The 26,526-nt window shown below is 69.3% G+C and carries 19 protein-coding genes; 17 read left to right on the top strand and 2 right to left on the bottom strand.

The window, feature by feature from the left end:
- Nucleotides 1–53: 53 nt before the first annotated feature.
- From tig to ACZK5N_RS05650, 7 genes are all read left to right on the top strand, one after another.
- Nucleotides 54–1,451 carry a trigger factor gene (tig, locus tag ACZK5N_RS05680; RefSeq protein WP_459019280.1) on the top strand — a complete coding sequence of 466 codons (1,398 nt, stop codon included), beginning with the start codon at nucleotides 54–56 and terminating at the stop codon, nucleotides 1,449–1,451.
- 170 nt (nucleotides 1,452–1,621) lie between these two features.
- Complete coding sequence (locus ACZK5N_RS05675; protein WP_459020362.1) at nucleotides 1,622–2,218, top strand: ATP-dependent Clp protease proteolytic subunit; 597 nt, start codon at nucleotides 1,622–1,624, stop codon at nucleotides 2,216–2,218.
- A 41-nt stretch (nucleotides 2,219–2,259) separates the two neighbouring features.
- Nucleotides 2,260–2,859, top strand: a complete 600-nt coding sequence (locus ACZK5N_RS05670) for an ATP-dependent Clp protease proteolytic subunit (protein ID WP_459020363.1) — start codon at nucleotides 2,260–2,262, stop codon at nucleotides 2,857–2,859.
- A 153-nt stretch (nucleotides 2,860–3,012) separates the two neighbouring features.
- Nucleotides 3,013–4,293, top strand: coding sequence for an ATP-dependent Clp protease ATP-binding subunit ClpX (gene clpX, locus ACZK5N_RS05665; protein ID WP_459019281.1), 1,281 nt, complete (start codon nucleotides 3,013–3,015; stop codon nucleotides 4,291–4,293).
- Nucleotides 4,294–4,327: 34 nt separating this feature from the next.
- Entirely contained in the window at nucleotides 4,328–5,863 is a 1,536-nt protein-coding gene (locus ACZK5N_RS05660; RefSeq protein WP_459019282.1) for an ATP-dependent DNA ligase, read from the top strand.
- Nucleotides 5,860–9,093, top strand: a complete 3,234-nt coding sequence (locus ACZK5N_RS05655) for a S41 family peptidase (RefSeq protein WP_459020364.1) — start codon at nucleotides 5,860–5,862, stop codon at nucleotides 9,091–9,093. The genes ACZK5N_RS05660 and ACZK5N_RS05655 overlap by 4 nt, the downstream gene beginning before the upstream one ends.
- The gene (locus ACZK5N_RS05650) at nucleotides 9,090–10,340 is read left to right on the top strand and encodes a D-arabinono-1,4-lactone oxidase (protein ID WP_463624696.1); all 1,251 of its coding nucleotides are present in this window, start codon (nucleotides 9,090–9,092) and stop codon (nucleotides 10,338–10,340) included. Before ACZK5N_RS05655 ends, ACZK5N_RS05650 begins: the two co-directional genes overlap by 4 nt.
- On the opposite strand, the gene valS is transcribed toward ACZK5N_RS05650, so the two are convergent.
- Both valS and ACZK5N_RS05640 read right to left on the bottom strand, forming a co-directional pair.
- Nucleotides 10,337–12,907: a valine--tRNA ligase gene (gene valS / locus ACZK5N_RS05645; RefSeq protein ID WP_459019284.1), complete on the bottom strand. Its 2,571-nt coding sequence runs from the start codon at nucleotides 12,905–12,907 to the stop codon at nucleotides 10,337–10,339. The two genes, ACZK5N_RS05650 and valS, sit on opposite strands and share 4 nt — an antisense overlap.
- A 42-nt stretch (nucleotides 12,908–12,949) precedes the next feature.
- Entirely contained in the window at nucleotides 12,950–13,765 is an 816-nt protein-coding gene (locus ACZK5N_RS05640; RefSeq protein ID WP_459019285.1) for a DsbA family protein, read from the bottom strand.
- A gap of 141 nt (nucleotides 13,766–13,906) precedes the next feature.
- On the opposite strand from ACZK5N_RS05640, the gene ACZK5N_RS05635 reads away from it, so the two are divergent.
- From ACZK5N_RS05635 to rsmD, 10 genes are all read left to right on the top strand, one after another.
- A complete protein-coding gene (locus ACZK5N_RS05635; RefSeq protein ID WP_459019286.1) occupies nucleotides 13,907–15,241 on the top strand; it encodes a bifunctional folylpolyglutamate synthase/dihydrofolate synthase in 1,335 nt (444 codons plus the stop codon).
- Complete coding sequence (locus ACZK5N_RS05630; RefSeq protein ID WP_459019287.1) at nucleotides 15,238–15,591, top strand: DUF4233 domain-containing protein; 354 nt, start codon at nucleotides 15,238–15,240, stop codon at nucleotides 15,589–15,591. Before ACZK5N_RS05635 ends, ACZK5N_RS05630 begins: the two co-directional genes overlap by 4 nt.
- Complete coding sequence (gene ndk / locus ACZK5N_RS05625; protein WP_459019288.1) at nucleotides 15,588–15,995, top strand: nucleoside-diphosphate kinase; 408 nt, start codon at nucleotides 15,588–15,590, stop codon at nucleotides 15,993–15,995. The genes ACZK5N_RS05630 and ndk overlap by 4 nt, the downstream gene beginning before the upstream one ends.
- A gap of 36 nt (nucleotides 15,996–16,031) precedes the next feature.
- Nucleotides 16,032–17,987: a TIGR03960 family B12-binding radical SAM protein gene (locus tag ACZK5N_RS05620; protein WP_459019289.1), complete on the top strand. Its 1,956-nt coding sequence runs from the start codon at nucleotides 16,032–16,034 to the stop codon at nucleotides 17,985–17,987.
- 31 nt (nucleotides 17,988–18,018) lie between these two features.
- On the top strand, nucleotides 18,019–19,518 hold the full coding sequence (locus tag ACZK5N_RS05615; RefSeq protein WP_459019290.1) for a DUF1846 domain-containing protein: 1,500 nt from the start codon (nucleotides 18,019–18,021) through the stop codon (nucleotides 19,516–19,518).
- Nucleotides 19,519–19,556: 38 nt separating this feature from the next.
- Nucleotides 19,557–20,255 (top strand): TIGR03936 family radical SAM-associated protein, encoded by a 699-nt coding sequence (locus tag ACZK5N_RS05610; protein WP_459019291.1) that lies wholly within the window; start codon nucleotides 19,557–19,559, stop codon nucleotides 20,253–20,255.
- Nucleotides 20,256–21,152: 897 nt separating this feature from the next.
- Nucleotides 21,153–23,351 carry an Rne/Rng family ribonuclease gene (locus ACZK5N_RS05605; RefSeq protein ID WP_459020365.1) on the top strand — a complete coding sequence of 733 codons (2,199 nt, stop codon included), beginning with the start codon at nucleotides 21,153–21,155 and terminating at the stop codon, nucleotides 23,349–23,351.
- A gap of 118 nt (nucleotides 23,352–23,469) precedes the next feature.
- Nucleotides 23,470–23,655, top strand: coding sequence for a 50S ribosomal protein L28 (gene rpmB, locus ACZK5N_RS05600; protein WP_459019292.1), 186 nt, complete (start codon nucleotides 23,470–23,472; stop codon nucleotides 23,653–23,655).
- A gap of 111 nt (nucleotides 23,656–23,766) precedes the next feature.
- Nucleotides 23,767–25,953 (top strand): ATP-dependent DNA helicase RecG, encoded by a 2,187-nt coding sequence (locus ACZK5N_RS05595; RefSeq protein WP_459019293.1) that lies wholly within the window; start codon nucleotides 23,767–23,769, stop codon nucleotides 25,951–25,953.
- Entirely contained in the window at nucleotides 25,950–26,525 is a 576-nt protein-coding gene (gene rsmD, locus ACZK5N_RS05590) for a 16S rRNA (guanine(966)-N(2))-methyltransferase RsmD (protein WP_459019294.1), read from the top strand. The genes ACZK5N_RS05595 and rsmD overlap by 4 nt, the downstream gene beginning before the upstream one ends.
- Nucleotide 26,526 lies beyond the last annotated feature (1 nt).

Below are 26,526 nucleotides of genomic sequence, written 5' to 3'. Positions count from 1 at the left end.
GACATTGACCGATAGACTCACCTCCGATCAATCCAAACCTCAGGAGTCCTTTCGTGCCTAGCACCGTTGAGAAGCTGAGCCCGACGCGGGTCAAGCTCACCGTCGAGATCCCGTTCGCCGATCTCAAGCCCCACCTCGATCAGGCCTACCAGGGGATCGCCGAACAGGTCAACATCCCCGGTTTCCGCAAGGGCAAGGTGCCCGCCACGGTCATCGATCAGCGCTTCGGGCGCGGTGTGGTGCTGCAGGAGGCCATCAACGAGGCAATCCCGTCGGCATACAACGCCGCCATTGAGGAGCACAAGGTCGTGCCGATGGCGCAGCCCGAGGTCGAGGTGACCAAGCTGGAGGACAAGGAACTCGTCGAGTTCACGGCTGAGGTCGACGTCCGCCCGGAGGTCACGTTGCCGGACTTCGCGGCCGTCACCGCCACCGTGGAGAACCCCGCCAGTGTCGACGAGCTGGTCGAGGAGCGCATCGAGCTGCTCCGCGAGCGCTTCGCCACCACCAGCGAGGTGGATCGTGCTGCCGCCGAGGGCGACGTGCTGACCATCGATCTCGTGGCCTCGCAGGGCGGCGAGCCGCTCCCCGAAGCCACCGCCGAGGGCCTGACCTACAAGGTGGGCCAGGAGCGCAACATGCTCGATGGCCTCGACGAGGCCGTCACCGGCCTCAAAGCCGGCGAGTCGAAGATCTTCACCTCCACCCTGGTCGGCGGCGAGTTCCGCGGCCAGGACGCGGAGATCGAGGTCACCGTGGTGAAGGTCTCGCAGCAGGATCTGCCCGAGGTCGACGACGAGTTCGCCCAGCTCATCTCCGAGTTCGACACGGTCGAGGAGATGAAGGAGGACCTGCGCAAGGGGGCCGAGCAGCAGGTGAAGGCCGATCAGTTGGCCGACGCCCGTGACAAGGTCCTGGAGGCCGTCCTCGAGCAGATCGAGTTCGACCTGCCCGATTCCGTCCTGGCCAAGGAGCTTGAGGCCCGACGCAACGAGGTGCAGCGTCAGCTGGCCGGCGGCGGACTGTCCGTCGAGGACTACCTCGCCAACTCCGAGGACGAGGAGGCCAAGGACGCCGACGAGTTCTGGGCCATGATCGACAAGCGCTCCGAGCAGGCCCTCAAGGCGCAGGTCGTGCTGGATGTCTACGCTGACACCAACACCATCGACGTGTCCCAGCAGGACCTCACCGAGCTCATCTTCCGCAAGGCTCAGCAGAACAACTCGAGCCCGCAGGACGAGATCAACCACATGATGGAGCACAACCACATGCCCGAGTGGATGCAGGAGATCCGCCGCGGCAAGGCGCTCGCCGCCATCTGCGCGAGCGCCAAGGTCACCGACGAGGCGGGCAACCCCGTCGACACCACGCTGGCGGTCGACGCCATCGAGGCGGCCGAGGAAGTCATCGCCGAGGAAGAGGCCGAAGAGGCCGAGGTCGACGCGAACTGACGTCGGCCCACCAGCCACGAGATCGCCGCGGGAACCCCTCCCGCGGCGATCTCGCTGTCTGCGGCGGGGGTCGGCAGCAGATGCCTCCGGCGAACAGGGACCGCGGCGCTTGGGTCCCGCCGGATTGCCGGTAGGTTAGGGGGGTGACTGAGACTCGAAACGACATCCGAATGGCCGGGCCCGCGGGCGCCGGCCTCGGCATGACCGACAACGTGTATTCGTCCCTCCTGGCCAACCGGATCATCTTCCTCGGTTCGGAGGTGCGCGACGAGAACGCCAACGCCATCTGTGCGCAGATGCTGCTGCTGAACGCGGAGGACCCGCACAAGGACATCTACCTGTACATCAACTCGCCGGGCGGGTCGGTGGACTCCGGCATGGCCATCTTCGACACCATGCAGTGGATCTCCAACGACGTGGCCACCGTCGCCATGGGCCTGGCGGCCTCGATGGGCCAGTTCCTCCTCTCCGCCGGTACGCGCGGTAAGCGGTTCGCCCTGCCCCACAGCCGGATCATGATGCATCAGCCCTCAGGTGGCCTGGGTGGCACCGCTTCGGACATCCGCATCCAGGCCGAGCAGTCGCTGCACATCAAGCGCACGATGGCCGGCCTCATCGCCCAGCACACGGGCCAGACCGTGGACCAGATCGAAGCAGATTCGGACCGGGACCGGTGGTTCACCGCCGAGCAGGCGCTCGACTACGGCTTCATCGACCACGTTTACGAGCGTGCATCCCAGATCAAGTCGGAGGCTCCGAACCAGTGATGACCAACCTGCCCCAGGGCGTCGCCCCCACCGGAGCGACGATGAACTACTACATCCCCCAGTGGGAAGAGCGCACCAGCTACGGCATGCGCCGCGTGGACCCCTACACGAAGCTGTTCGAGGACCGCATCATCTTCCTCGGCACACCCATCAACGACGAGGTCGCCAACGCTGTCATGGCGCAGCTGCTGTGCCTGCAGTCGATGGATCCGGAGCGTCAGATCTCGATCTACATCAACTCGCCCGGCGGCTCGTTCACGGCCCTGACCGCCATCTACGACACGATGCGCTACATCAAGCCGGACATCCAGACAGTGTGCCTGGGCCAGGCCGCCTCGGCCGCCGCCGTGCTGCTCGCCGCCGGCACGAAGGGCAAGCGCCTGGCACTGCCCAACTCGCGCATCCTCATCCATCAGCCGGCCACCGAGGGCGGCTACGGGCAATCGTCGGACCTGGAGATCCAGGCCCGGGAGATCCTGCGCATCCGCGCGCTCATGGAGCAGATGCTGGCCACCGACACCGGCCAGGACCTGGCCAAGGTGAGCAAGGACATCGAGCGCGACAAGTACCTCACCGCCCCCGAGGCAGTGGAGTACGGCATCGTCGACGACATCCTGCCGTCGCTGAAGAACGCCACCTGAGAGCAGGTGCAGACGGGGCCCGGTGGGCGTTGACCCTCCGGGCCCCGGCCCATCGACGGCGCTTGGAGTGTCGCCGGTGGGGGCGCCCCCTCCCGGGTAGGGTGGGGGAATCAGACAACTACCGCACATCTACGAGCGAGGGAGGTGGACGACGTGGCACGCATCGGCGAGTCGAGTGACCTGTTCAAGTGCAACTTCTGCGGGAAGAGCCAGAAGCAGGTGAAGAAGCTCATCGCTGGTCCCGGCGTCTACATCTGTGACGAGTGCATCGGGCTCTGCAACGAGATCATCGAGGAGGAGTTCCCGGAGCCCGCAGACAGTGGCGTGGTGACGGAACTGCCGAAACCCCGCGAGATCCGTGACTTCCTGGACACCTACGTCATCGGCCAGGACGGCGCCAAGAAGGCGTTGTCGGTGGCCGTCTACAACCACTACAAGCGCATCCAGGCGCAGCACGAGACGCACGGTCGGCGCGCCGAGCACGACGAGGTGGAGGTGGGCAAGTCCAACATCCTGCTCATCGGGCCCACGGGCTGCGGCAAGACCTATCTCGCGCAGACGATGGCCAAGATGCTCAACGTCCCCTTCGCCATGGCGGACGCCACCGCGCTGACGGAGGCAGGTTACGTCGGCGAGGACGTCGAGAACATCCTGCTCAAGCTGATCCAGGCGGCGGATTTCGACATCGCCAAGGCGGAGACCGGCATCATCTACATCGACGAGATCGACAAGGTGGCCCGCAAGTCGGAGAATCCCTCCATCACGCGCGATGTGTCGGGCGAGGGCGTGCAGCAGGCCCTCCTGAAGATCCTCGAGGGCACCGTCGCCTCCGTCCCGCCGCAGGGGGGCCGCAAGCACCCGCACCAGGACTTCCTCCAGATCGACACCACCAAGGTGCTCTTCATCGTCGGCGGGGCCTTCGCCGGCCTCGACGACATCATCAACTCGCGCATCGGCAAACGTCCGCTCGGGTTCAACAACTCCGCAGACGCCAGGACGCCCGACACTGATCCGTTCGCGTCGGTCCGCCCGGAGGACCTGCACAAGTTCGGGCTGATCCCGGAGTTCATCGGCCGCCTCCCCATGATCACCTCCGTCTCTCCGCTGGACCAGGAAGCGTTGGTGCGGATCCTGGTCGAGCCGAGGAACGCGCTCGTGCGCCAGTTCCAGAAGCTTTTCGAGCTCGACGGCGTGCAGTTGGAGTTCACCGACGAGGCCATCGAGGGTATCGCGGACCTCGCCCTCGCGCGCGGCACGGGGGCCCGTGGCCTGCGTGCCATCCTGGAGGAACTGCTCCTGGACGTCATGTTCGACGTGCCGTCGGAGGAGGATGTGGCCCAGGTGCTTGTCACGCGGGACGCGGTCGACGGCGTAGCGCCGCCCACCATGGTGCCCCGCGCCAAGTTGGCCCGCCGTCGGGATCTGTCGGCCTGACCCCAGCCCTGGCGGGGTCCGGCATGATCTGAGGATGCTGCTGCACGACCTCGTCGTCACCTCCGCCAATGTGGCCGCCACCCGTTCGCGGCTGGAGAAACGGCGGCATCTGGCCGATGCCCTGAGAGCGGCCGCCATGGACGAGGTGGAGGTGGTGGCGTCCTTCCTCTCCGGGCGGATTCGGCAGCGCCGCACGGGCGTCGGCTGGCGTGGTCTCGCGGAGTTGCCCGAGCCGGCCTCCGAACCGTCCCTCACGCCTGTCGAGGTGGACGCCACCCTGGAGTTGGTGGCGCAGTTGTCCGGTCCAGGGTCGCAGGGGCAGCGGTCTCGGGCTGTCACCGAGCTGTTCCAGCGCGCCACTGCGGCGGAACAGACGATGCTGCGCGGGCTCATCTCGGGCGAACTGCGCCAGGGCGCACTCGATTCCCTCCTCCTCGACGCGATCGCCGAGGCGGCGTCGGTTCCGCCGGGCCTGGTGCGTCGGGCCGCCATGTTCTCCGCGCCGACGGGGCCGGTGGCGGCTGCCGCGATGCAGGGCGGGGAGCGTGCGCTGGCCGCCTTCGGGCTGGTCGTCGGCCGTCCGGTGCGACCCATGCTGGCCGCGTCGGCCGCGGACCTCGCCGCCGCCTTCACAGCTGTGTCCAGCGACGTCGCGATCGACGGGAAGATCGACGGGATCCGCATCCAGGTCCACCGGGACGGCGACGACGTGGTGGTCTACACCCGGTCATTGGACGACATCACCCCACGCCTCCCGGAGGTGGTCGAGCTGGCGCTGGGGCTGGATGTCCAGCGCGTGGTCCTGGACGGCGAGGCGGTGGCACTGGGCGCGGACGGCAGGCCGAGGCCCTTCCAGGAGACCGGAGCCCGCGCCATGAGCCGCGACGTCACGACCCTCCGAAGCGCCGTGCCCCTCACTCCGCTGTTCTTCGACATTCTGCACCTCGATGGCCGGGATCTCATCGACGAGCCGGCTCGGCGCCGGTTCACCGTGCTCGAGGCAGTGGTCCCGGAGATGGCGAGGGCGCCGCGCCTGATAACCAGCGAACCGGCCGCGGCGGAGGCCTTCTTCGCCCAGATGCTGACGCTGGGGCACGAGGGGATCGTGGTCAAGGACCTCGCGGCCCCCTACGACGCCGGTCGCCGCGGCAGCGCGTGGATCAAGGTCAAGCCCCGCCACACGCTTGACCTCGTCGTACTCGCCGTCGAGTGGGGGAGCGGGCGGCGGCAAGGTTTCCTCTCGAACATCCACCTGGGCGCGCGCGACGGCAGCGGCGGCTTCACGATGCTGGGTAAGACGTTCAAAGGCATGACCGACGAGATGCTGGCGTGGCAGACGGCACGGTTCCTGGAACTGAGCACGGGCAGGGACGGTCACGTGGTCCACCTGAGGCCTGAGCAGGTCGTGGAGGTGGCCTTCGACGGGGTGCAGCGGTCCAGCCGATACCCCGGCGGTGTGGCGCTGAGATTTGCCCGCGTCCTGCGTTATCGCGACGACAAGACGGCCGAGGAGGCCGACACCCTGGACGCGGTCAGGGCTCTGGCCCAGGCGGTATCGTGGGCACGGTGACCGACGGCTACCTGCGCTACCCCCACCTGCACCGCGACGACGTGGTTCTCGTCGCCGACGACGACCTCTGGTTGGGCTCCCTGGGTGGTGGTCGCGCCTCCCGGATCACCCTGGGTGAGGAGACTCCGCGCACTCCCCGGTTCTCCCCGGACGGCTCGCGCGTGGCGTTCACCGCCACCACCAACGGCGGGTGGGACGCCTACGTCGTCGACCTCGACGGCGGCACCCGGCGCCTCACGTGGCTGAGCGGCCGCCCGATGCTGGTGTCCGGCTGGCTGGACGACGAGCACATCCTGCTGTGCTCCCAGCACGAGGGATTCCACCGCGTGGACTCGTCGATGTACTCGCTCGCTCTGGACGGCACCCTGACCCGCCTCCCGTGGGGGCTGGCCACCTCGGCCGCGATGCACCGGAAGGGGCGCGTGGCGATCGCGTCGGCGAACTTCCGCGACCCGTCCGGCTGGAAGCGCTACCGCGGCGGGATGGCCGCACGGCTGTACGTCTCCCCCAACGGCCAGGATGACTGGAAGCGCCTTCTGCCCGACGTGGAGGCCGGCCTGTTCTGGCCGTCGTGGGTGGGTGACCGCCTGATGTTCACCTCAGATCTCGGCGAAGGCCCCGACGTTCAGGCGCAGGTCTGGTCCGTCAACGCAAGCGGTAAGGATCTGCGCCAGCACACCCGGCACACCTCGGAGGAGGGCTACGTCCGCGACGCCACCACCGACGGGCAGGCAGTGGTGTACCACGCGCGCGGACGGCTGCACTACCTCGCCTCGCTGAAGGCGGAGCCCCAGATGCTCGACATCCTCGTACCGGTCGGCCGGCCGCAGCCGATGCCGATCTCGCCCACGGAGAGGCTCGAGGCGATCGCGCCCGACCACGGTGGTGACTCCTCGCTGGTCGAGTGGCGGGGGGCGGCCTACCTGCTCACGCACCGTGGGGGGCCGGCCCGCGCAGTTGCGGAAACCCCCGGTGCACGGCTGCGCGAGCCGCACTTCCTTGCCCAGACCGGGCGGGGAGTATGGGTGACCGATGAGTCCGGCGAGGACGCGCTGGAGATCCGCCAACTGGACGGATACGGCGCGCCGCGGCGGGTCGCCGCCGGCCGGCTCGGGCGGGTCATGGCGATGCAGCCCAACCACGACGGCAGCAAGGTGGCCGTGGGAAGCCACGACGGGACGGTCTACCTGGTGGACGTAGGTCGCGGATCCGTGAAGAAAGTCGGCAGGTCGCCCGTCGGTGAACCCACCGGCCTGACGTGGTCGCCGGACGGCCGATACCTCGTGTGGCGCAACGCCGTGGCCAACGAGGGTCTCCAGGGCCAACTCGTCGGCCACGACCTCGTCAACGACGAGGGGTTCACGCTCACCCGCGGCCAGTTCAACGACTTCTCCCCGACGTTCACGCCAGACGGCAAGTACCTGTGTTTCCTGTCCAGCCGCACCATCGACCCGACCTACGACGAGCTGGGTTTCGACCTCGCCTTCACCAACTCGACCCGCCCCTGGCTGGTGCCGCTGAGCGCCACCGAGCCCGCACCGTTCGGGCCGTCGGCGGACGGGTGGCCCATCAGCGAGCCGGATGACAAGGACGAGGACAAGAAGGACGAGCGGAAGAGCGGGGACAAGAAGGACGACGGGGCGGAGGAAGCCTCGCCGGCCGTGGTCTTCGACCTCGACGGCGCCGAGGACCGGATGGTCCCGCTGCCCGTCCCGTCTGCACGCTACGCCTCGCTCCAGGCGGCCAAGGACGGCCTGGTGTGGGTCGCGCTCAGGTCCACCGGTGAACTGGGCGCCGCCAGGGCGGGGGTCGAGGGGGAGGTCAAGGACCACATCGAGCACTTCTCGTTCAAGACCCGCAAGCTGAGCGTGGTCGTCGACGGGTGCGACGGGGCCGCGATCAGCGGCGACGGCGAGCGGCTCGTGGTGCGCAACGGCGACGAGATCTGGGTGCAGCAGGCGGACCACGAGCCCGACGGGGACGACGCCAAGATTCCGGTGGACCTGAGCCGCCTCCGTCGCGAGGTGGACCCGCGGTCCGAGTGGCGCCAGATGTTCGAGGAGAACGCGCGCCTCATGCGCGACCACTTCTGGCGTGAGGACTTCGACGGCACGGACTGGGCCGCGGCCGTCGCACGGTACCGGCCGCTGCTTGACCGGATCACGACGCACGACGAGCTGGTCGACGTCCTGTGGGAGACGGTGGGGGAGCTCAACACCTCTCACGCCTACATCGACCCACCGTCGCCGCACCACGAAGGCCTCCACGTCGCGTTTCTGGGCGCTGAGTACACGCGCAACGCGAAGGGCGAGGTGGTCATCTCCCGCATCCTCCCGGGCGAGACATCGGACCCGTCCGCGCGCTCGCCGCTGCGTGCCGCCGGGGTCGCGGCGAGTCCCGGTGATGTGATCGCCGCCGTGGACGGCCGATCCACGGCGGATGTCACGGACATCGGCGCCCTGCTGCAGGGGGCTGCGGACAAGGTGGTCGAGTTGACGCTGGTCCAGGGTCGCCAGCGGCGGCGGGTCGCGGTGGTGCCCACCTCCAGCGAGGCGCCCATGCGGTACCACGAGTGGGTTGCGGGCCGGGTCGCCTACACGCGCGAGCGGTCTGGCGGGCGCGTCGGCTACGTGCACGTCCCGGACATGGTGGCGCGCGGCTGGGCCGAGTTCCACCGCCTCATCGACGCGGCCATGCGCTGCGAGGCCGTCGTGGTCGATGTCCGCTTCAACGCGGGCGGCCACACGTCCGAACTGGTGATCGAGCGGCTGTCGCGGCGGGCCGTGGGCTGGAACGGCGCGCGGCACCACGACGACGTGACCACCTACCCCAGCCAGGCCGCGCGCGGACCGGTGGTGTTCCTCACCAACGCCTACGCGGGCTCCGACGGCGACATCGTGACCGCCGCCGCCCAGGAGCTGGGCCTCGGCCCGGTGGTGGGGGAGCGCAGCTGGGGCGGGGTGGTCGGCATCGACGGCCGGTTCTCCCTGGTGGACGGCACCGAGGTGACGCAGCCGCGATACTGGATCGCGTTCGACCGGTACGGCTTCGGCCTTGAGAACCACGGGGTGGATCCGGACATCGTCGTCGAGATGGGTCCGGCCGAGTGGGAGTCGCAGGCCGACGAGCAGCTTGACCGCGCCGTCGACGAGGCCCTCCGGCGGCTGGGCGAGCGCCCGGCATCGGTGCCCCCCAAGCTCGGTGCGGCACGCTTCGGGCGTAGGGAGTGACCGTGGGGCCGGGGAGCAACTGGTCGGGCAACGTCCTCTACCGGGCCCAGCGGGTCGCGGAGCCCACCTCTATCGCCGAGCTGCAGGACCTGGTCAAGTCCGAGGAGCGGGTCCGCGTCGTCGGCTCACGGCACTGCTTCAACGACATCGCGGACACCGATGGCGTCCAGGTCTCGTTGGGGCTGGTGGAGACGGCTGCCCCGCTGCGCATCGGGGAGGGCACGTTCCGGGTGCCGGCCTGGCTGCGCTACGGCGACCTCATCCCGGCATTGCGGGCTGAGAACGTGTCCCTGGCCAACCTGGCGTCCCTGCCCCACATCTCGGTGGCTGGGGCGGTCCAGACCGGCACTCACGGCTCCGGGGATGCGGTCGGGTCGCTGGCCACGCAGGTCTCGGCACTGGAGTTCGTGTCGGGCGAAGGTGAACTGGTGAGGCTTGAGCGCGGAGGCGAGGACTTCGACGGCGCCGTCGTCGGGCTCGGGGCGCTCGGGGTGCTCACGCACGTTGAACTGGACGTCTCCCCAGCGCGGGAGATCGCGCAGAGCGTCTTCGAGGGCGTGCGTCTGGACGCAGTGCTGGCTGACCTCGGTGCCGTCACCGGCGCCGGCGAGAGCGTGAGCATGTTCACCACATGGCAGGAGCCGGAGACCATCACGCAGGTGTGGGTGAAGTCCGCCGGGGCCCCAGGCGCCGGCGCCATCGTCGCCGCAGGTGGCCGGCCGGCCGAGGCCCCGCGACACCCCATCCTCGGCATCGATCCCGAGCCCTGCACGCCTCAGATGGGGGTGTTCGGGCCGTGGTACGACAGGCTGCCCCACTTCCGGCTCGAGTTCACCCCGTCGGTGGGTGCCGAGCTGCAGTCTGAGTACCTGGTGCCGCGGGAGGACGCGGTCGCGGCGATCGAGGCGGTGGCCGGGCTCGCGTCGAGGATCGCGCCGCTGCTGTTCGTGTGCGAGATCCGCACGATGGCCGCGGACCCGCTGTGGCTGTCGCCGGCCTTCGGGACCGATACGGTGGGGCTCCACTTCACATGGAAGCCGGACGAGGCGGCGGTGCGCGCGCTCCTGCCCGACCTGGAGGCGACGCTCCCCGGGACCGCGCGACCGCACTGGGGCAAGGTGTTTACCATGCCCGGCGGCGATGTGTCCGCCCGTTACCCGCGCTGGGCGGACTTCGCCGAGCTGCGTGGCCGGATGGACCCGGCCCGCCGCTTCGCCAACGACTACCTGGCGCGGTTGGGCCTCTAGGTCCGGGGCCCCGACTGTGCCTCGGCCAGCTCCACCTCGACGCTCAGCGGGGCATCCGCCTGGGTCCACGTGACCTCGCCGATGAGCCTGCCCACCGCGCGGAGGTCCGCCTCGATGGTGCGCAGACGCGCCACCACGGCCGCGGGACCGGTGAAAGCCGCCCGCGACACTTCGGCCTTCATCGAGACCTTCGCCGTCGATTTGGCGCCACGGATGGCGATGAGCGCCGTGGCCACGTCCGCCAGTAGGGCGGGGTCGCCGGAGGGAAGCTCGTCGACAGTGGGCCAACCCGCGAGGTGGACCGAAGCGCCGTGCGTCCAGCGCCACACCTCTTCCGTGACGAACGGCAGGATGGGGGCGAACAGCCGCAGCTGGACGTCGAGCGCCAGAGCCAGCGCGGCCTGCGCGGAAGCCTGCTCGTCGGGCGACTGGGCGCCGTAGGCGCGCTCCTTGACCAGCTCCAGGTAGTCGTCGCAGAAGGACCAGAAGAAGGACTCCGTGGCCTCGAGTGCCCCGGTGTAGTCGAACTCGTCGAACGCCTTCGTCGCGGTCTCCACCACGCTCCGCAGGCCGGCCAGCATCGCCAGGTCGACGGGGTTCGTCACGGCTTGGAGACCGCCTGGGTTCTCGGCCATCGTGAGCACGAACTTGCCCGCATTGAGGATCTTCATCGCCAGGCGACGACCCACCTTCATCTGGGTCTCGTCGAAGGGCGAGTCCATCCCGGGGCGCGCCATCGCGGCGCGCCACCGCACGGCGTCCGAGCCGTACTTGTCCAGGATGTCGGTGGGCAGCACGACGTTGCCCTTGGATTTGCTCATCTTCTTGCGGTCCGGGTCAACCACGAAGCCCGAGATGGTGGCGCGCTTCCACGGCAGGGAGCCGTTCTCGAAGTGGGCCCTCACCACGCGGCTGAACAGCCAGGTCCGGATGATGTCGTGGGCCTGCGGGGCCACGTCCATCGGGAAGGTCAATGCGAAGAGTTCGTCGTCGCGCTCCCAGCCGGTGGCCAGATGGGGAGTGAGCGACGACGTAGCCCAGGTGTCCATCACGTCCGGGTCCGCCATGAATCCGCCAGGCTGATCCCGCTGCTCGGCGGTGAACCCAGGCGGGCAGTCGGTGACCGGATCGATCGGCAGTGAGGCCTCGTCGGCCACGATGGGCGCCTCATAGTCGGGTTCGCCGTCGGCGTCCAGGCGGTACCAGACGGGGAACGGCACCCCGAAGAAGCGCTGGCGGGAGATCAGCCAGTCGCCGTTGAGTCCGCCCACCCAGTTCTCGTAGCGGTGCGCCATGTACTCGGGGGTGAACTGGAGTTCGCGGCCGCGTGCCAGCATGGCCTGTTTGATGTCCTCGTCGCGCCCGCCGTTGCGGATGTACCACTGGCGGGTGGCCACGATCTCGAGCGGCTTGTCGCCCTTGTCGTAGAAGTTGGTCATGCGCGTGGTCGGCTTGGGGTCGCCGTCGAGGTCGCCGCTCTCGCGCAGCATCGCGACGGTGGCCTCGCGGGCCGAGAACGCCGTCTTGCCGGCGATCGCCTCGAATGCGTCGCGGTTGACGATCCACTCGGGGATCTCACCCTGGATCCGGCCGTCGCGGCCGATCACCGTGCGGGTGGGGAGATTGAGCTCGCGCCACCACGTGACGTCTGTGAGGTCGCCGAAGGTGCAGCACATGGCGATGCCGGCGCCCTTGTCCGGCTCGGCGGCCTCGTGCGCCAGGACCGGGATCTCCACCCCGAACAGGGGAGAGGTGACCGTAGTACCGAACAAGGACTGGTACCGCTCGTCGTCCGGGTGCGCGATGAGCGCGCACACCGAGGCCAGCAGCTCGGGGCGGGTGGTTTCGATGTGCACGGGATCGCCTCCCGTGCGGTGGAACGCCACGCGGTGGTACGCGCCCGGGTACTCGCGCGCCTCAAGCTCGGCCTGCGCGACGGCGGTGTGGAAGGTGACGTCCCAGAGGGTGGGGGCGTAGCTGAGGTAGGCCTCGCCGCGGGCGTGGTTGCGGAGGAAGGCCTTCTGGGCGACGGCCTGCGAGTCCGCGGAGATGGTGGTGTAGAGCGTGGACCAGTCCACCGACAGCCCGAGCTGCTTCCACAGGCCCTCGAACGCCAGCTCGTCGACGGCGGTAAGTTCGTGGCACAGCTCGATGAAATTGGCCCGGCTGATGGGCACCTGCCGCTTGGGATCCGGCTTCGCCGGAGGCTGGAAGCCGGCGTCGTAGGGGATCGACGGATCGCACCGCACGCCGTAGAAGTTCTGCACGCGCCGCTCGGTGGGAAGCCCGTTGTCGTCCCAGCCCATGGGGTAGAAGACGTGCTTGCCCCGCATCCGCTGGTAGCGCGCGACCGTGTCGGTGTGGGTGTAGCTGAACACGTGGCCCACGTGCAGTGATCCGGACACCGTCGGCGGGGGAGTGTCGATGCTGAACACCTGGTCGCGGCTCTCCGGCCGGCGGAACGCGTACGTACCCTCCTCAGCCCATACCTGTCCCCACGTGCTCTCGAGGCCTTCGAGGACAGGCTTGTCTGGGAGGGCGCGATTGGACGCGTTCGAATCCGTCATGTGCCCGATCTTAATGGCCCCGCCCCGGTGGCCCCGACGGCGTCAGCTGTCGGTCTGCTGGCCGCCGGCCTCGTAGGCGGCCCCGATGGCCTCCATCATGCTGTCCGCAGTGGGCTGGATGAGGACGCTCTTCGACTCGGAGTCGTAGAACTCCAGCACCTGGCCGCTCACCAGGAAGGTGGGCGTCGCGCCGATCCGATCGTCGTTGAACTTCTGGTTGGCCTCGTCGGTGAAGTCGTTGTAGGCCCGGGTGTCGTACAGCTGCTGGTACCGGGTGAGGTCCTCGCCCTCGATGCCCGCGAGCGCCGGGAAGTCCACGCGGAGCTGCTGCTCGGTGAAGCCTGTCCCCTCGGTGGCGGGATGGTTGGCGTAGACCACGCGGTGGAAGGCGTCGAAGGCTCCCACCTCGTCAGCCGCGGCGGCGGCCAGAGCGGCGCGCTTCGAGGAGTCGTTGCGCAACCCCGCGTCCAGGAAGAAGGCCGTGCGGATCTCGGCGGTGATCTCACCGTCGGCCACCAGTTGCTCGATGACGGGTCCGTAGCTCTCCTCGCGCGCCGCGCACGCGGGGCACTGGAAGTCCTCCCACACCACCAGATGGGGAGTACCCTCCTGGGGTGCCTTGGCCGCCAGCAGGATGCCCAGGGAATCCGTGGCGTTCGGCGGCGTCAGCTGCTCCTCCGCCACGGTCGTGGTGCGGCCCAGCGCCTGGACGATCACGATCGCGAGCACCGCGACGACCGTCACCGCGACGAGGACGGCGCCGACGGTGAGGATGCGGCGGGTGCGCTTGTTGCGTTCCTCCAGCTCCTGTTGCTGGCGCAGGGCGGCGCGCTTGCTCAGCGACGAGTTGTTGGCCATATCGGATACTCCTGGGTGGGCGACGTGACGGGCCGGACGTCCGACAAAGCAGGCGACTGGACCGGGCTCATCCTATCCATGGAGGGCAAGGAGCCTCGAAGGCTGGGGAGGGTGGGGACCCGGCACTAGGCTGGGGCCACCATGACCGACACCACGCACGCACAGCTCTCCGCAGCACTCACCAGCCGCTGGCCCGAGCACCGGGTGGCGCCCAGCCTCAGCCGGATCTCGGCGCTCATGCACCTCCTGGGTGACCCGCAGCTCTCCTTCCCGGTGATCCAGGTGGCGGGCACCAACGGTAAGGGCAGCACCGCGATCATGATCGAGACGCTCCTGCGGTCCGCGGGGCTGCGCACGGGCAGGTTCGCCAGCCCACACCTGAGCGATGTCCGGGAGCGGATCAGCGTCGACGGCGAGCAGCTGACCGAGGAGCGTTTCGACGAGGTCTGGCGCGACGTCGAGCCCTACGTCGCGATGGTCGACGAGCAGCGTCTCGACGGCGTGGCGATGACGTTCTTCGAGGTCATCACGGGCATGGCATACGCGGCCTTCGCCGACGCGCCCGTGGACGTCGCCGTCGTCGAGGTCGGGTTGGGCGGCACGTGGGACGCGACGAGCGTGGCGAACCCGGTGGTCGCGGTGGTGGCGCCCATCGGCATGGACCACATGCACATCCTCGGCTCCACGCTGGCCGAGATCGCAGGTGAGAAGGCGGGCATCATCAAGCACGGCTCGACGGCGGTGCTCGCCGGCCAGGAGCCGGAGGCTGCACGGGTACTGCTGGAGCGGGCCATCGAGGTGGGCTCCCCGGTCAAGGTCGAGGGGCCGGACTTCGGACTGCTGGAGCGCAGCCTGGCCGTCGGGGGGCAGGTGCTGCGTCTCGAGACGGCCTCGGGCGCCCTCGGTGACGTGTTCCTCCCGCTGTACGGCGAGCACATGGCCCGCAATGCCGCCCTGGCGGTGGCCGCCGTCGAAGCGTTCCTCGGCGGGCAGCCGCTCAGCGCTGAGGTCATCGTCGAGGGGCTCGGCGCCGTCGAGGCCCCGGCGCGGTTGGAACTGGTGCGCACCTCGCCGCCGATCGTCGTCGACACCGCCCATAACCCCCCCGCGGCGCGCGTCACCATCGACGCGACGGCCGAAGCGTTCACGTTCGAGCCGCTGATCGGCGTCGTGGCCATGATGCAGGACAAGAACGCAGACGAGGTCCTGGAGATCTTCGCCGAGCACATGGATCAGGTGGTGATCACCCAGGTGTCGTCATCACCGCGGGCCCGCCCCGTCGACGACCTCGCCGACCTCGCGGAGACCGTGTGGTCGACGCATCAGGTGCACCGGGCGGCAACCATGGCCGAGGCCCTGGATCTGGCCGTGATGCTCGCGGACACCGCAGGCACGCAGGCCGGGGTCCTGGTGGCCGGGTCGGTCATCGCCGCGGGTGAGGCGCGCGACCTGCTGCGGGCGGGGGCCACCTCGTGATTCTGGATCCCACCAACCCGCTGCGGTCGGCGGCCATGTCGGTGCTCGTGTTCGAGATCGTCGTGGTGTGGCTGGCCTTCATCGGCATGATCCAGGTCTCCGGGGTCAACCTGTGGGTGGCGGCCGCATGGTGCACCGTGACCACGCTGCTCTGCCTCGCCGCCGCAGCCGGGCTGCGCCGGCGCTGGGGCTACCTCGTGGGGTGGGTGGCGCAGGTGGTGCTCATCGGGCTCGGCCTCCTGACCCCCTGGATGTACGCGATGGGTATCATCTTCGCTCTGATCTGGGTGACCTGCATGGTGCTGGGCAAGCGCCTCGAGGCGGTCCAGGAAAGAAGGGACAACGCATGAGCGAACAGACGTTCGTCATCATCAAGCCCGACGCGGTCGCGGCCGGCCACGTCGGCGCCATCGTGTCGCGCTACGAGGACGCCGGGCTGCGGCTGGCCGCCATGGAGTTCCGCCACATCGACCCGGAGTTCGCCGACCGGCACTACGCGGAGCACGTGGAGCGGGAGTACTACCCGCCCTTGCGCGATTTCATGACCGAGGGCCCGCTGATCGCGATGGTGCTCAGCGGCGAGGACGCCGTCGCGCGCGTCCGCTCCCTGCACGGGGCGACCGATCCCGCGAAGGCGGAGCCGGGCACGGTCCGGGCGGACTTCGCCGAGTCCACGCGGCGCAACGCCGTGCACGCCTCGGACTCGCCCGAATCGGCCGCCCACGAGATCGCGCTCTGGTTCGGCGAGGGATAGGCCAAACGCCCACCCGCGGATATCCTTGGCTGCGCCATGACTACACTCTCCGCGCTGCCCGCGCACTCCCTCTTCAGCCGGCTGGAGCCGTTGCTCGCCCAGGTGAGCAAGCCCATCCAGTACGTCGGCGGTGAGCACAACTCCGTCGTCAAGGACTGGGATGCGGTGGACGTGCGCTGGTGTCTGTCCTACCCGGACGCCTACGAAGTGGGCCAGCCCAACCAGGGCGTGGCCATCCTCTACGAGATCCTCAACGAGCGCAGCTGGATCCTCGCCGAGCGCACCTATTCCGTGTGGCCGGACATGGAGCAGGTGATGCGCCAGGCCGGCGTCCCTCAGTTCACGCTCGACGCGCACCGCCCCGTCGGCCTCTTCGACGTGCTGGGTGTGTCCTTCTCGACCGAACTCGGCTACACCAACCTCCTCACCATCATCGACCTCGCCGGCATGCCCCTGCACGCGGCGGAACGCGGCGAGGGGGATCCACTCGTGATCGCCGGCGGTCACGCGGCCTTCAACCCGGAGCCCGTCGCGGACTTCATCGACGTCGCCGTCCTCGGCGACGGTGAGGAGGCCTCGCTGCTCATCTCGGACATCATCCGGGAATGGAAGCAGGACGGCCGCGACGGAGGGCGCGACGGGTTGCTGCTGCGCCTCGCCGCGACCGGCGCGTTCTACGTGCCGAAGTTCTACGACGTGGACTACCTCGACGACGGCCGCATCCAGCGCATCGCGCCCAACCGCGACGGCGTCCCGTTCCAGGTGCGCAAGCACACGTTGATGAACCTCGACGAATGGCCCTACCCCAAGCACCCCATCGTGCCCATGGCCGAGACCGTGCACGAGCGCTACTCGGTGGAGATCTTCCGCGGCTGCACGCGAGGGTGCCGGTTCTGCCAGGCGGGCATGATCACCCGCCCCGTGCGGGAGCGCTCGATCGAGACCATCGGCGCCATGGTCGAGAGCGGGCTGCGGGCCACCGGCCTCGAGGAGATCGGGCTGCTGTCGCTGTCGTCGGCGGACCACTCTGAGATCGCCCAGGTCACCAAGCAGCTTGCGGACCGCTATGAGGGGTCCAACGTCTCGCTCTCCCTCCCGTCGACCCGCGTGGACGCCTTCAACATCGACCTCGCCAACGAGCTGAGCCGCAACGGCCGCCGCTCGGGACTGACGTTCGCCCCTGAGGGCGGCTCCGAGCGCATGCGCAAGGTGATCAACAAGATGGTCACCGAGGACGACCTCATCGCCACGGTCGCGGCGGCGTTCTCGTCCGGGTGGCGTCAGGTGAAGCTGTACTTCATGTGCGGGCTGCCCACGGAGACCGATGAGGACGTGCTGGCCATCGCGGACCTGGCGCGCAGGGTGATCGAGACGGGTCGAAAGGCGTCCGGCACCCGGGACATCCGCTGCACCGTCTCCATCGGGGGGTTCGTGCCCAAGCCCCACACGCCGTTCCAATGGGCTGCGCAGGCGAGCGCCGAGACCATCGACCACCGCCTCCAGCTGCTGCGCGACACGATCCGCCAGGACCGCAACTACGGCAAGGCCATCGGCATGCGCTACCACGACGGCAAACCGGGAGTCATCGAGGGCCTGCTGTCGCGCGGGGACCGTCGCGTCGGCCGGGTCATCGAGCGGGTCTGGCGCGAGGGCGGCAAGTTCGACGGTTGGAGCGAACACTTCAGCTACGAGCGGTGGACGGCTGCCGCCACGGAGGAGTTGGGTGCGTTCGGCGTGGACCTGGACTGGTTCACCACACGCGAGCGGGGATACGAGGAGGTCCTGCCCTGGGACCACCTCGACGCCGGCCTGGACCGGGACTGGCTGTGGGAGGACTGGCAGGACGCGCTCGACGAGCGCGAGGTGGAGGACTGCCGCTGGACGCCGTGCTTCGATTGCGGCGTCTGTCCCCAGATGGACACGGAAATCCAGATCGGCCCCACGGGGAAGGTGCTCCTCCCGCTCTCGGTGGCCAAGCCCGCGCTGTCGTGAGGGCGGTCCAGAACCGCTAGGCTGCGGATCCGTGGACAGCGCGCGCAGAATCGGGTTCGACCGCGAGAAGTATCTCGCCCTTCAGTCTCAGCACATCGACGAGCGGCGCAAGCGCTTCGGCGGCAAGCTCTACCTCGAGTTCGGCGGCAAGCTCTTCGACGATCACCACGCCGCCCGCGTGCTACCGGGATTCACGCCTGACAACAAGATCGCCATGCTGGAGACCCTCCAGGACGAGGTGGAGGTGGTGATCGTCGTGAGCGCCCTCGATCTCGCCCGCAACAAGGTCCGCGCCGATCTGGGCATCCCGTACGAATCAGACGTGCTCCGGCTCATCGACGAGTTCCGGTCCTACGGATTGTTCGTGGGCAGCGTCGTCATCACGCAGATGAGCGACGAGCACCGCCAGGGGAGGGCGTTCAAGCGCAAGCTGGAACGGCTCGGGCTCAAGGTGTACCGCCATCACCCGATCAAGGGGTATCCCAACGACGTGCCGCTCATCGTCAGCGACAACGGCTACGGTCGAAACGACTACATCGAGACCAGCCGGGACCTCGTCGTCGTCACCGCACCCGGTCCCGGCAGCGGCAAGATGGCCACCTGCCTGTCGCAGCTGTATCACGACCACAAGCGCGGGATCCCCTCCGGCTACGCCAAGTTCGAGACGTTCCCGATCTGGAACCTTCCGCTCGACCACCCCGTCAACCTCGCCTACGAGGCGGCGACGGCGGACCTCGACGACGTCAACATGATCGATCCGTTCCACCTGGACGCCTACGGCGAACAGGTGGTCAACTACAACCGCGACGTCGAGATCTTTCCCGTCCTCAAGCTGCTGTTCGAGCGCCTGACAGGCAGCTCGCCGTACCAGTCGCCGACGGACATGGGTGTCAACATGGCGGGCCACTGCATCTCCGACGACGAGGTCTGTCGTGACGCGTCGAAGCAGGAGGTCATCCGGCGCTTCTACAAGGCGCAGGTGCACGAGCGGAGCGACGAGTTGGAGCCCACGCTCTCAGACCGCATCGCCCTGACGATGAGCAAGCTCGGCATCGCCGTCGAGGACCGGCCCGTCGTGGGACCCGCACTGGAGACGGAGCGGCGCACCAAGGGGCCGGCGGCGGCCCTGCAACTGCCCGACGGGTCCATCGTCACCGGCAAGACGTCTGCGCTCCTGGGCAGCTCCTCGGCTCTGCTGCTCAACGCGCTCAAGACGCTGGCGGGCCTTCCGGATGACGTGCACCTCCTCGCCCCCGAGACCATCGGTCCGATCCAGACCCTCAAGACGCAGCACCTCGGCAGCGCCAACCCGCGCCTGCACACCGACGAGGTGCTGATCGCGTTGTCGGTGGGCGCCACCCACGACGAGAACGCCCGGCTCGCGCTGGCTGAGCTGCCGCACCTGCGTGGCTGCGACGTCCACACCACCGTGATCCTCGGGCCCGTCGACGAGGCCATCTTCCGCAACCTCGGCGTCAACGTCACCAGCGAACCGGTCTTCCAGAGCAAGAAGCTGTATCGGAAGCGCTGAGCAGAGCCGCCCGGGGGGACTCGTCTACACTTCCGCGCGTGGGACAACGACAACCGCCTGTCCAGCAGGCTCCGCCGGCGCAGAAGCTGCGTCTCCGCTACGCCAAGCGTGGGCCGGGGCGCTTCACATCGCACCGGGACTTCGGGCGGGCGTTGGAGCGCGCGCTCAGGCGCGCTGAGATCCCCATGGCCTACTCGTCGGGCTTCTCACCCCATCCGCGCATCTCCTACGCCAACGCGGCACCCACGTCGGCGGCGTCGGAGGCGGAGTACGTCGAGCTCGGCCTGAGTGAGGTCTGCAACCCGGTGAGGGTGATGGAGGTGCTCAACGAGGTCCTGCCGCACGGTTTCGTGGTACTCGATACGGCCGAGGCCCTCAAGGCGCCCCTGGGGGATCTCCTGGAGGCCTCCGAGTGGGTCATCACGCTTGCCGGGGCCGCGCCCGGCCTGCTGGACGCCGTCTCGGCCGAGCTCTTAGGGCGGGGCGAGTACGTCGTCGAGCGCATGACCAAGAACGGCCTCCGGGCGTTCGACGTCCGCGCCGCCATCGTGAGCCTTCGGGCGTCCGACGACGAGACGCTCCTGCTGTTGTCGCGTCATCTGACACCGCTGGTGCGACCCGACGACGTCGTCACAGCGCTCCGTCGGCTGGACGCGCGCGTGCCCGCGCAGGCGCTGCTCAACCGTCTCGCGCAGGGTCCCCTGAGGGATGGGGAGATCGGCGATCCGCTGCGCTGATCGTGTCGCGATGCGCACACGGGTGGGGCCGTGTGCGAGAATAACGATCAGGTCACGGCACCGCCGGTGCCACCCGGGAGCAGCGAGGCTGCACCGCGGCAATTCTGCCGCGACTGCTCGCACTGCCCTGGATGACCTCAGTCTTAGTGCACAGCACGTCTGTGCCAGTCCGCGCAGATGCGCGTAAGGAGCCCCATGCTCGACACCGAGAACGACGGCCAGAGCGTCGCCGAGGTCACCAGCTCGCCAGCCCCTGTCCGGCGCCGCCGCGCTGCCGGTCGCCCGGCAGGCGCTCCGCAGGACGCAGCCGCGGACACCGCCGGCCGCACGCCCGTCGCGGAGGCCGCCCCAGCCACCGAGGCTCCCGCCGACCTCACGCCCAAGCGCCGACGAGTGAGCGCCAAGCAGGACGCCACCGCGGACGCTGAGGCGGCTCCGAGCCGTCGTCGCCGCACGAAGCCGGTGGAGGTGCCGGCCGACGCGCCCGGTCCTGAGCCCACTGTCGCCCCGGAACCGCAGGCCCAGGAGGCCCTCGTGCAGGTCGCCGAGCAGACCGCGGGCGAAGTGGCCCCCGCCAAGCCGGTCCGGCGCCGCGCCACCCGCCGCACGGCGCCCCCCGAGTCGGCGGTCACCCCGCAGAGCGCCGCACCCGCCGTCGAGCCCTCTGAAGCGCACCAGGCGCTGCAGCAGGGTCAAAACGCCGCGGCCTCTGAAGTCGTGGCAGAGGTCACCGCGCAGCCGGTTGTCGAGGCCAGGGCCGTCGCCGAGCCGGCTGTTGAGGCCACCGCCGCCGCTGAGCCCGTCGCCGAGATCGCACCGGCTCCCAGCCGCCGTCGCCGCGCGTCACGCCCGGCGGCCCCGCCCGCACCCGTCACGGCCCCTGCCGCCACACCGGCTGTGCCGGTCGAGACGGCGCCCGAAGCTCAGCCCGAGGAGACGGCCACCGTCGAGACGGAGCCCCTGAGCGTCCCGGAGCCGACACCGGCGGCAACCCAGAACGTTGCGGCCCCCGCTGAGGAGGCGCCGCGCGGTCGTCGCCGCCGCGCCACCCGCCCACCGGCTGCGCCGATGGCTGTCGCCGGGGACGAGGACGCCATCGGCGCCGCGCTCCGTGCCGCCGGTGAGGTGGCCGAGGCCAGGAAGGCCGTGCTGTCGGATCCCTTCCTGACCGCCGCCGCCCGCGACCAGCAGCTGGCCGCGCTCGCCGGAGCGATCGCCGGTGCAGCCGATGCGGAGGAGCCGGACGCCGAGGCAACGGGCTCTGAGGACATCGCCGAGGAGCCCACTGACGAACCCGATGTCGATGAGGCCGACGAGTCCACGGAGGAGGAATCCGACGTCGACGCCGCCGACGATGACGACGATGACCGCCCGTCCCGCCGTCGTCGCCGCCGCGGTGGCCGTCGTCGCCGCCGCGGCAGCTCCCGGGACGAGTCCGACGAGTCCGAGGAATCCGGGCCGGAAGGCGACGACGCTGAGGATGTGGAGGGCGAACCCACCGGCGACGAACCAACCGCCGACGAGGTCACCGACGGCACCGCCGAGGCTGAAGGCGTCGAGTCCGACGACAACGGCACCACGCGTCGCCGTCGTCGTCGTCGTCGTGGAGAGCGGTCAGACACCGCCACCTCATCATCCGACGACGAGGTCACGGGCATCGAAGGCTCCACCCGCATGGAGGCCAAGCGGCAGCGTCGCAAGGAGTCCCGCGCCGCGGGTCGTCGACGCGCCCCCATCCTGAGTGAGGCGGAGTTCCTGACCCGCCGGGAATCGGTGGACCGACAGCTGGTCATCCGGCAGGCCGAGGACTACACGCAACTCGTGGTGGTGGAGGACAACATCCTTGTCGAGCACTACGTGGACAAGGCCTCGGCCACCTCGCTGATCGGCAACATCTACCTCGGCCGGGTGCAGAACGTGCTGCCCAGCATGGAGGCCGCCTTCATCGATATCGGCAGGGGCCGCAACGCCGTGCTCTACGCCGGCGAGGTGGACTGGGCCCTCTTCGGGGTGACAGGGGAGAACCGCAAGGTCGAGAACGTCCTGAAGTCGGGTCAGAGTGTCCTGGTCCAGGTGACGAAGGATCCGGTGGGCGCCAAGGGTTCCCGCCTCACGAGCCACATCTCGCTGCCCGGCCGCTACATCGTCTACTCGCCCGGGGGTCACCTGTCGGGTATCTCCCGGAAGCTTCCGGACACCGAGCGGACGCGCCTGCGCACCATCCTGGGCACCCTCATCTCCGACGACGAGTCCGTCATTGTGCGGACGGCCGCCGAGGGAGCCAGCGAAGAGGAACTGGTCCGCGACGTCAACCGGTTGAAGGCCCAGTGGGAGGTCATCGAGAAGAAGTCGAAGCAGGGCAGCGCGCCGCAGGCCCTGTACGCGGAACCGGATCTCACGCTGCGCATCGTCCGAGACCTGTTCACCGAGGATTTCGGTCGGCTCGTGGTCCAGGGCAACGGGGGTCCGGACGACGCGTACGACGCGATCGCGGCCTACGTGGGCCACGTCGCCCCGCACCTGGCCGAGCGCCTGGTCCGGTTCGAGCCCACCGACGACCGCGACGTGTTCGCGCAGTACAAGATCGACGAGCAGATCGCCAAGGCGCTGGATCGGAAGGTCTTCCTGCCCTCCGGCGGGTCGCTGGTGATCGACCGAACCGAGGCGATGACGGTCGTCGACGTCAACACCGGCAAGTTCACCGGTTCGGGCGGCAACCTTGAGGCCACCGTCACCAGCAACAACCTGGAGGCGGCAGAGGAGATCGTGCGTCAGCTGAGGCTGAGGGACATCGGCGGCATCATCGTCATCGACTTCATCGACATGGTGCTCCCCAGCAACCGCGAACTTCTCCTACGCCGCCTCGTCGAGTGCCTGGGACGTGACCGCACCCGCCACCAGGTGGCGGAGGTGACCAGCCTCGGCCTCGTCCAGCTGACCCGCAAGCGGATCGGCACCGGGCTGCAGGAGGCGTTCACCGAGCAGTGCGAGCACTGCCAGGGTGCGGGGTACGTCCGTTTCGAGGAGCCGGTCGAATCGCAGGCTCCCTCCGACGGTGGAGAGCGCAAGTCGTCACGGCGGCGCAGCAGGAAGTAACGGCCATTTGGCCAATCCCACGCGGGCGGGTTAACATTGTGCGGTTGCCTGCTCGCGTGGGCACCTACCTCAGATCGAACCAGGCTGTGGCCTGGGCACAGACAACAAGGAGATTCCAGTGGCCGCCACGTGTGACATTTGCGCCAAGGGACCCGGCTTCGGTCACAACGTGCCTTGGTCGAAGAAGAAGACCAACCGCCGCTGGAACCCGAACATCCAGCGCGTCCGCGCCACCATCAACGGTGCGCCGAAGCGCGTGAACGTGTGCACCTCCTGCATCAAGGCAGGCAAGGTCTCGCGCTAGTTCGCATCCCTGTCGCTCCCAGCCGGCGGTCCGTTCACGGGCCGCCGGCTGAGTCGTCTGGGCCCGGCGTCTGCGGGCCGCCTGTCGGTGGGGGCCGGTAGGGTCTGATCCATGTCATCCTGGCGCACCCCCATCTACCGTGAGCTGGGCCGCCGGCTCGTGGACGTGGTCGGCGGGAAGACAGCCGCCGAGTTCGAGCGCCTCGGCCTGGTCACCGTCGACGACCTTGTCCGGCACGTCCCCAGGCGCTACATCTCCGGGACGGAGATGTCTGACTTCAGCACGCTCAAGGTGGGTGAGGACGTCGCGGTCATCGCGCAGGTGGTCCGGTCCGAGCAGATCCACACCGGCAGCACGGGTCGAGTCCAGGCCGTTCTGAGTGACGGTCACGGTTCCCTGTCCGTGGCGTTCTTCGCCAGGAAGGCGCGGGTCCTGGAGTACTGGCACCGGCAACTGGCCCCCGGGCGGCGGGGGATCTTCGTCGGACGGGTCGGGGTGTTCAACTCCATGCTGCAGCTCGCGCACCCGGACTTCGTGATGCTGGACGGTGCCCGGCTTTCGGGCGGCTCCGCTGAGAAGAAGGCGATGGAACGCAGCGTCCAGCGCGCCACCATGATCGGCCTGTACCCCGCCAGCGCCAAGGTGCCCACGTGGGTCATCGCGGAGTCGGTGCAGTTGGTTCTCCCCACGCTGAGCGGGGACACCCTGCCCCCCTGGGTGGTCGAGGAGGCCGGAGTCCTGCCGTTCGTCGAGGCGCTTACAGCGGTCCACGAGCCCGTCGAGGTGCGCCAGGCGGAGGTCGGCCAGGCGCGGCTCCGCTTCGACGAGGCCTTCGGCATCCAACTGGCCATGGCGGCGCGGCGGCGAGAGGCGGCCGGCCAGGAGGCCACCCCCCGTCCGCGGCGGAGCGGCGGGCTTCTCGAAGCGTTCGACGAGCGGCTCCCGTTCACGCTCACCGCCGGCCAGCGGGCCATCGGCGAGACGGTCTTCGGGGAGCTGGCAGATTCCTCTCCCATGCATCGGCTGCTCCAGGGCGAGGTGGGGTCCGGTAAGACATTGGTGGCGTTGCGCGCGATGCTGGCCGTCGTGGACGCCGGGGGACAGGCGGTCCTTCTGGCGCCCACCGAGGTGCTCGCAAACCAGCACTATCAGAGCATCGCCGGGCTGCTCGGGGACCTGGGGCAGGGCCGCCAGCTCGGTGCGCATCAGGAGGCCACCGGCGTGGTGCTGCTCACGGGCAGCCGCTCCGCCGCCGCCAAGCGCGGCGCCCTCGCCCGCATCGCGACGGGGGAGGCGGGCATCGTCATCGGCACGCATGCGCTCCTCAGTGACCCGGTCACCTTCTCCGACCTCGGTCTCGTCGTCGTCGACGAGCAGCACCGCTTCGGTGTGGAGCAGCGCGCGGCCCTCGCGGCCAAGGCGGAGCGCAAGCCGCACGCACTCGTCATGACGGCCACGCCCATCCCGCGGTCCATCGCCATGACAGTCTTCGGTGATCTCGAGGTCAGCGAGCTGCGAGAACTCCCCGCCGGTCGTTCCTCGGTGCAGACCGTGTTCGTGGACACCACGAGGAATCCGCATTGGGTCGCCCGCGCCTGGGAACGGATCCGGGAAGAGGTGGCCGCGGGCCGGCAGGCCTTCGTCGTGTGCCCGGCCATCACGGCGAAGGAGGCCGCCGTCGGCGACGGGAGGATGATGGCCGCGGTCGAGGAGCTCGCACCCCAGCTCGCCAGAGGTCCCCTGGCAGGGCTCCGCCTCGGCGTCGTCCACGGCCGGCAGCCTGCGGCTGACCGCGATGCCGCCATGGCGGCCTTTACCGAGGGGCGGCTCGACGTCATCGTCAGCACCACCGTGATCGAGGTCGGGGTGGATGTTCCCAACGCGTCGGTGATGGTGGTGATGGACGCGGACCGCTTCGGTCTGTCACAGCTCCACCAGCTCCGCGGCAGGATCGGCCGTGGGCGGCACGCCGGCATCTGTCTACTCCTGGCTGCGGTGGGGGAGAACGAGGACGCGCAGGCTCGTCTCCGGGCACTGACCTCCTCGACGGACGGATTCGAGCTGGCGGAGCTGGACCTGCGGCTGCGGCGAGAGGGGGACGTGCTGGGCGCGGCCCAGTCCGGGGGCGGCTCCCTCAAGCTGCTGCGGGCCCTGGATGATGCCGACGTGATCCAGTCCGCCAAACTCCTCGCAGAGCGTGTGCTTGCGGACCCCCGCGCGGCAGCTGATCCGCTCCTGGCAGACCTCATGACCAAGGCGGACGCCCTCGCTGCGGGCGAATGGATGGAGAAGTCGTGAGCCGCATTATCGCCGGCAGCGCGAAGGGTCACCGCCTCGCCACGCCCAGGGGCGCCAGGACGAGGCCCACGACGGACCGCACCCGTGAGGCTCTCTTCTCCGCGTTGGCCAGCTGGTTCGGGACAGCGGAGGAGGAGGCCTCCCGACACCTCGCCGGGCTCGCCGTGCTGGACCTGTTCGCCGGCTCGGGGGCTGTGGGACTCGAAGCCGCCAGCAGGGGCGCGGACCCGGTGGTGCTGGTGGAGCACGACCGACCCACGGCCAGGCTCATCCAGGGCAACGCCAAGACCAGCAGGCTCACCGTCGAGGTGCGTGCGGTGAAGGCGGAGGCGGTGGCGGCCGCCCCCGGGGGCAGCTTCGACCTGATCTTCCTGGACCCCCCCTACGACCTCCCCACGGACACGGTGGAGTCGTTGCTTGCCACACTGGTCGAGACCGCGCTGGCGGACCGGGGGCTGGTGGTGGTGGAGCGCTCGGGTCGGGACCGCCCACCCGTCTGGCCGGAGAGGTTCACAGACACCTGGCATCGCCGCTACGGTGAGACGACGCTCCACTTCGGAGCCGTGGACTAGG

It is taken from the genome of Tessaracoccus pujii (assembly GCF_055326215.1).
The sequence above is the reverse complement of the archived record's forward strand: the minus strand, read 5'-3'. Positions and strand labels throughout refer to the sequence as shown.